The organism is Kitasatospora sp. NPDC093558, from assembly GCF_040683475.1.
GTDB lineage: Bacteria > Actinomycetota > Actinomycetes > Streptomycetales > Streptomycetaceae > Kitasatospora.
In genome coordinates, this window is sequence record NZ_JBFBDY010001409.1 from 1 (window position 1) to 1031 (window position 1031).

General features: G+C 70.1%; 1 protein-coding gene. It reads right to left on the reverse strand.

Annotation, left to right across the window (positions count from 1 at the left end; translation table 11 throughout):
* Positions 1-243: 243 nt before the first annotated feature.
* Positions 244-1031 (reverse strand): glycoside hydrolase family 3 C-terminal domain-containing protein (locus AB0O00_RS41385; protein WP_363659811.1); only part of this gene is annotated, 788 nt, incomplete at its 5' end.

Consider the following 1031-nt stretch of genomic DNA (forward strand, 5'->3'; position numbering starts at 1 on the left):
GGACGACGAGGAGGCCGACCAGTGCGGTCAGCAGCGGTGGTCGTGCGTCGCGCAGTGGACGGAGGAGCAGGGCGACGCGGGCCGCCCTTGATCGAACGGCGCTGTCGAAGCGCTTCGACTCGGACATTCGCCAAATCTGACAGATTTCTTGACAGCGCGTCAAGGAATTTGATTCCGCCCGCAAATTCCATCGAATTCATCGAATCACTGTCGAATATCCATGGAATCCGAGAGGTGATGTGATCAATGGCTGGGAGCCGTGGACGGGAGGCCGTGGACGCTGACGGTCGGGTGCAGCCGGCGGGTGTGGTCGAGCGGGCGGGCCGGGCTGGTGAGGCGCAGCGGCACGGTCAGGCGGTGGTCGGTGCTGGAGGCGGAGATCCGCAGTTCCAGCGCGCCGGGTTCGACGGTCCGCCGGCCGTCGCGGCCGGTGAAGGACGCCAGGTCGGCGGGAAGTGTCAGTTCGATGCGGCAGCCGGCGCCGGCGTCCAGCTGGATCCGCCGGTAGCCGACGAGCCGCTGCACCGGCTGCACCACGCTCGCCACCGGGTCGTGCAGATAGAGCTGCACCACCTCGGCTCCCGCCCGTACGCCGGTGTTGCGGAGTTCGAAGGCGAGCCGGAACTCCCCGTCCGTGCCGGTCTCGGCTGCCTGCACGTCCAGGCCGGACCATGCGAACTCGCTGTAGCCGAGCCCGTGTCCGAAGCCGTACGCGGGGGTCGGGTCGGTGCTGGAGACGTCGCCGGCCTGGGCCAGCTTCGCGGCGAGGTAGGTGGAGGGCTGGACGCCGGGGTGGCCGGGGACGGAGACGGGCAGGCGTCCGGACGGGTTGACCCGCCCGCTGAGCACGCCGGCCAGCGCCCTGGTCCCGGCCTCGCCAGGGAAGAAGCACTGGACGATGCCGGCCGCTTCGGTGACGGCGCGGCCCAGCGCATACGGCCGTCCGGCCAGCAGGGTGAGCACCACGGGCGTCCCGGAGTCGAGCACTGCTGCCAGCAAGTCTGCTTGCCGGCCCGGCAGTTCCAGCGTTG